The sequence below is a fragment of the Bradyrhizobium sp. genome (assembly GCF_036009065.1).
Lineage (GTDB): Bacteria > Pseudomonadota > Alphaproteobacteria > Rhizobiales > Xanthobacteraceae > Bradyrhizobium.
The window spans coordinates 1-4,680 of the sequence record NZ_DASYMN010000356.1; the positions used below are offsets into that span (position 1 = coordinate 1).

General features: G+C 63.5%; 5 protein-coding genes. 3 read left to right on the forward strand and 2 right to left on the reverse strand.

The window, feature by feature from the left end; all coding sequences use genetic code 11:
- The 3 genes from VGP39_RS21670 to VGP39_RS21680 all read left to right on the forward strand — a co-directional run.
- A partial coding sequence (locus VGP39_RS21670; RefSeq protein WP_327570141.1) for an AMP-binding enzyme occupies positions 1–721 on the forward strand: 721 nt, incomplete at its 5' end.
- A 70-nt stretch (positions 722–791) separates the two neighbouring features.
- Positions 792–1,154 carry an endonuclease domain-containing protein gene (locus tag VGP39_RS21675; RefSeq protein WP_327570142.1) on the forward strand — a complete coding sequence of 121 codons (363 nt, stop codon included), beginning with the start codon at positions 792–794 and terminating at the stop codon, positions 1,152–1,154.
- Between the two features lie 311 nt (positions 1,155–1,465).
- Positions 1,466–2,314, forward strand: a complete 849-nt coding sequence (locus tag VGP39_RS21680; RefSeq protein ID WP_327570143.1) for a DUF1499 domain-containing protein — start codon at positions 1,466–1,468, stop codon at positions 2,312–2,314.
- Positions 2,315–2,403: 89 nt separating this feature from the next.
- On the opposite strand, the gene VGP39_RS21685 is transcribed toward VGP39_RS21680, so the two are convergent.
- Complete coding sequence (locus tag VGP39_RS21685) at positions 2,404–3,321, reverse strand: MBL fold metallo-hydrolase (protein ID WP_327570144.1); 918 nt, start codon at positions 3,319–3,321, stop codon at positions 2,404–2,406.
- Between the two features lie 162 nt (positions 3,322–3,483).
- Positions 3,484–4,680 (reverse strand): acyl-CoA dehydrogenase (locus tag VGP39_RS21690; protein WP_327570145.1); only part of this gene is annotated, 1,197 nt, incomplete at its 5' end.

Below are 4,680 nucleotides of genomic sequence, written 5' to 3' on the forward strand. Positions count from 1 at the left end.
CTCGGCGATGCCGCGCTCGATGATCAAGGCGTTCGTCGACATGGGGGTCCATGTGCGCCACGCCTGGGGCATGACCGAGATGAGCCCGATCGGCACCCTTGCCTCGCTGAAACCTCCCTTTGCCGAACTGGAAGGCGACGCCAAGCTCGACATTCTGCAGACCCAGGGCTACCCGCCGTTCGGCGTGCAGATGAAGATCACCGACGACGCCGGCAAGGATCTGCCGTGGGACGGCAAGACGTTTGGCCGGCTGAAAGTGAGCGGCCCCGCGGTATCGCAGGCGTATTTCCGCGTCGACGCTGACATCCTCGACGAGGACGGCTACTTCGACACCGGCGACGTCGCCACCATCGACGAGCATGGCTACATGCGCATCACCGACCGTTCCAAGGACGTGATCAAGTCCGGCGGCGAATGGATTTCCTCGATCGATCTCGAGAATTTGGCGGTCGGCCATCCCAAGGTGGCGGAGGCCGCCGTGATCGGCGTCTATCATCCGAAGTGGGATGAGCGCCCGCTTCTGATCGTGCAGCTCAAGCAGGGCGAGTCCGCAACGCGTGAAGATATTCTGAAATACATGGACGGCAAAATTGCAAAGTGGTGGATGCCCGACGACGTGGTGTTCGTCGACGGCATTCCGCACACCGCCACCGGCAAGATATTGAAGACCGCGCTGCGCGACCAGTTCAAGGAGTACAGGTTTCCGACCGCGGCGGCGTGAGTTCTTAACCTCTCCCCGCTCTTCGCGGGAGAGGTCGGATTGCGAAGCAATCCGGGTGAGGGGCGAGGCAATGCGTGGCTCAATCCGCAGGACTCTCAGGTCGCGCCAGCTGCGCGCCAACCAAACCGACGCGGAAACGAAGCTGTGGAACCAGCTTCGCAATCGCCAGATTCACGGACACAAATTCGTTCGGCAACAGCCGATCGGCCGCTATATCTGTGACTTTGTCTGTCGCGAGAAGCTTATTGTTATCGAAGTTGACGGCGGACAGCATTCAGAATCGGCACGCGACGAGGTGCGCGATCGTTATTTGTATGCGCAGGGCTATCGCGTGATGCGATTCTGGAACAACGATGTTCTGTCGAATATAGAAGGCGTGCTCGCTGTTATCGACGAAAGGTTACGAGAAATTCCTCAGAGCAAGTCCGGCTGATCGACCTGATAGCCCATGATCCTTGTCGGCTCAGTGCCTGGCCCCTCACCCGGATCGCAAGTGCGATCCGACCTCTCCTCGCGAAGAGCGGGGAGAGGTTAAGAAAGCAGCGCCGAACGGCCCTTCACCTCTCCCCGCTCTTCGCGGGGAGAGGTCGGATTGCGAAGCAATCCGGGTGAGGGGCGAGGCAGTGCGTGGCAAAATTCGCAGGACCCTCGGGTCGGGCGAAATCCGCCCATCATTGCCTTGTATTCTCCGCAAGCCCGTGTTTTCACACGACACGTTTTTCACAGAATCGATCGACCCAGCCGATGGCCCGCAGGTTTTCCGCGCCATATCATACCGAGCCGGTCTCGGCGCTCGCCACCTGGGCGCGGCGTCTGGCCGTGTTTGCGGCGGTGGCGGCCGTGGTCTCGATCATCATCGTGCGCTTCGGCTTCCTCGAAATGCGCCCGGCGCTGGCGACGTTCTTCGGCGCGCTGGCCTGCGCGGGTTTGTCCATCCTGGTCGGATTGGCGGCGTTCGTCGCGATCTGGCAGAACGGCTCGCGCGGCATGAGCCGCATCCTGCTGGCGCTGCTGATCGACCTCGCGATCCTCGCCTATCCCGCCTATCTCGGCTGGCAGTATCGCAAGCTGCCGCCGATTCACGACATCACCACCGATTCGATCGACCCGCCGCGGTTCGATGCGCTGTCGCGGCTACGCGCCAGCGACGGCGCCAACCCCGCGGTCTACGCCGGCCTGTATTCCGCCGAACTGCAGCGCGCGGCCTATCCGGACGTCGAGCCGGTCGACCTCGATGTCCCCGTGCAACGCGCCTATGAAGTGACGCTGGCGCTGGTCAACAAGCGCAAGTGGCTGGTGATCGACGAGCGCGCACCGCAACCGCCGCGCCGCATCGGCCGCATCGAGGCGGTGGCGCGAACGCCGATCATGGGATTCCGCGAGGACGTCTCGATCCGCATCACGCCCGACGGCGAGGGATCGCGCGTCGATATCCGCTCGTCGTCGCGCTATTTCGAGAGCGACCTCGGCAGCAACGCCTCGCGCGTGACAAAACTGATCGAGGATATCAACACCGCCGTGGACCGGACTCCGGCGCCAAAGAAGCCGGCGGCGCCGGTCAAGGCCCCGGCCAAGGGCGTGGCCAAGAAGTAACCGTCATTGCGAGGAGCGAAGCGACGAAGCAATCCAGTCTTTCTCGCCATGACGAAGTCTGGATTGCTTCGCTTCGCTCGCAATGACGGTCAGGCCAGCCGGTAACTGCCGCCGATCACCGGATCGCCATCCGTCGCCACCATGCCGCGCCCGACCAGGTCCTCCAGATGTGCCAGCACGGAATAGCCGGCGGCCCCCATCAGCCGCGGGTCGATGCCGATATAGATCGCGCGCACCATGGTTGGGATATCCGCCTCGCCTTTTGCCAGGCGATGCAGGATCGAGGCTTCGCGCGCCTCGCGGTGCCGGATCAGAAAGCGCACATAGCGCGGCGCGTCGGCGATTTCCGGGCCGTGGCCGGAGAAATACAGATCCTCGCCGCGCTGCGTCAGCTTGTGCAGCGACGCCATGTAGTCGATCATCGATCCGTCGGGAGGCGCGACGATCGAGGTCGACCAGCCCATCACGTGATCGCCGATGAACATCAATTTCCGCTCGGCCCACGCGAAGGCCATGTGGTTGGCGGTATGACCCGGCGTCGCCACCGCCTGCAGCGCCCAACCGTCGCCGGCGATGGTCTCGCCGTCGCGGACCTGCAGATCGGGATGAAAATCACGGTCGGCACCGGATTCGGCGGATATTTTCTCGCTCCCGTAATACGGCCGCGAGGCGCGATGCGGCCCTTCGGCGTAGACGGTCGCGCCGGTGGCCGCCTTGATGCGCGCGGTGTTCGGCGAATGGTCGCGGTGGGTGTGGGTGACGAAGATGTGCGTCACGGTTTCGCCGCGCACGGCATCAAGCAGCGCGGATGCGTGGGCCTCGCTGTCGGGACCGGGATCGATGATCGCAACATTGCCGCGGCCGACGATGTAACTCACCGTGCCGGTGAAGGTGAACGGGCTCGGGTTGTCGCAGAGGACGCGGCGAATGCCGGGACGCACCTCGTCGACCACGCCGGGTTTCAGGGCAAAATCGCGGTTGAACGGGATGTCGTCGTTGTCGGACATTGAAAATCTCGATGGTGTGCCCCGGACACAGCGCAGCGCGTAGCCCTTCGCGGAGCGGTGCGCTGCAGAGCCGGGGCCGTACAAAGCTCGGTGTTCGTGACGGTCCCGGCTCTGCGAAGCAGCGTGAAGAACGCTGCATCGCGTCCGGGACACGGAGGGCTTTTACGAAAACGCCTGAATGCCGGTGATGGCGCGTCCCAGGATCAGCGCGTGCACATCGTGGGTGCCTTCATAGGTGTTGACGGTCTCGAGGTTCGCGGTGTGGCGCATCACGTGATATTCGATCTGGATGCCGTTGCCGCCGTGCATGTCGCGCGCGACGCGGGCGATGTCGAGCGCCTTGCCGCAATTGTTGCGCTTGACGATGGAGATCATCTCCGGCGCCATCTTGCCTTCGTCCATCAGCCGGCCGACGCGTAAGGACGCCTGCAAGCCCAGCGCGATATCGGTCTGCATGTCCGCGAGCTTCTTCTGCACCAGTTGCGTCGCCGCCAGGGGCCGGTTGAACTGCTTGCGGTCCAGCGTGTATTGCCGCGCGCGGTGCATGCAGTCTTCCGCGGCGCCCATCGCGCCCCAGGAAATACCGTAGCGCGCGCGGTTGAGGCAGCCGAACGGCCCTTTCAGGCCGGAGACGTTCGGCAGCAGCGCGCTCTCCGGCACCACCACGCCCTCCATCACGATCTCGCCGGTGATCGATGCGCGAAGTGAGAGCTTGCCGCCAATCTTCGGCGCCGACAGGCCCTTCATGCCTTTCTCCAGGATAAAACCGCGGATCTGGTTGTTGTGCTCGGCGGACTTCGCCCACACCACGAACACGTCGGCGATCGGCGCGTTGGAAATCCACATTTTCGAGCCGGTCAGCCGGTAGCCGTCGGACACCTTCTCGGCGCGGGTCTTCATGCCGCCGGGATCGGAACCGGCATCCGGCTCGGTCAGCCCAAAACAGCCGACCCATTCGCCGGTGGCGAGTTTCGGCAGGTATTTCTTGCGCTGGTTCTCGTCGCCATAGGCATAGATCGGATGCATCACCAGCGACGACTGCACCGAGTTCATCGAGCGATATCCGGAATCGACCCGCTCGATCTCGCGCGCCACCAGGCCGTAGGCCACGTAGCTGGCATTGGCGCAGCCATATTCTTCCGGCAGCGTGATGCCGATCAGGCCGAGTTCGCCCATCTCGTTGAATATCTCGCGGTCGGTCTTTTCTTCCAGATACGCCTTGGTGATGCGCGGCAGCAGCTTGTCCTGCGCATAGGCGCGCGCGGTGTCGCGGATCATGCGCTCATCTTCGGTCAGCTGCTCGTCCAGCATGAACGGATCGTCCCACTGGAAATTCACCGGGGCCGGCTTGTCCTTGGG

Bases quoted from the DNA above. Each gene is read 5' to 3' on its own strand.
- VGP39_RS21675 (WP_327570142.1), top strand. From the start codon at position 792: ATGCGTGGCTCAATCCGCAGGACTCTCAGGTCGCGCCAGCTGCGCGCC.
- VGP39_RS21685 (WP_327570144.1), bottom strand. From the start codon at position 3,321: ATGTCCGACAACGACGACATCCCGTTCAACCGCGATTTTGCCCTGAAA.
- VGP39_RS21680 (WP_327570143.1), top strand. From the start codon at position 1,466: ATGGCCCGCAGGTTTTCCGCGCCATATCATACCGAGCCGGTCTCGGCG.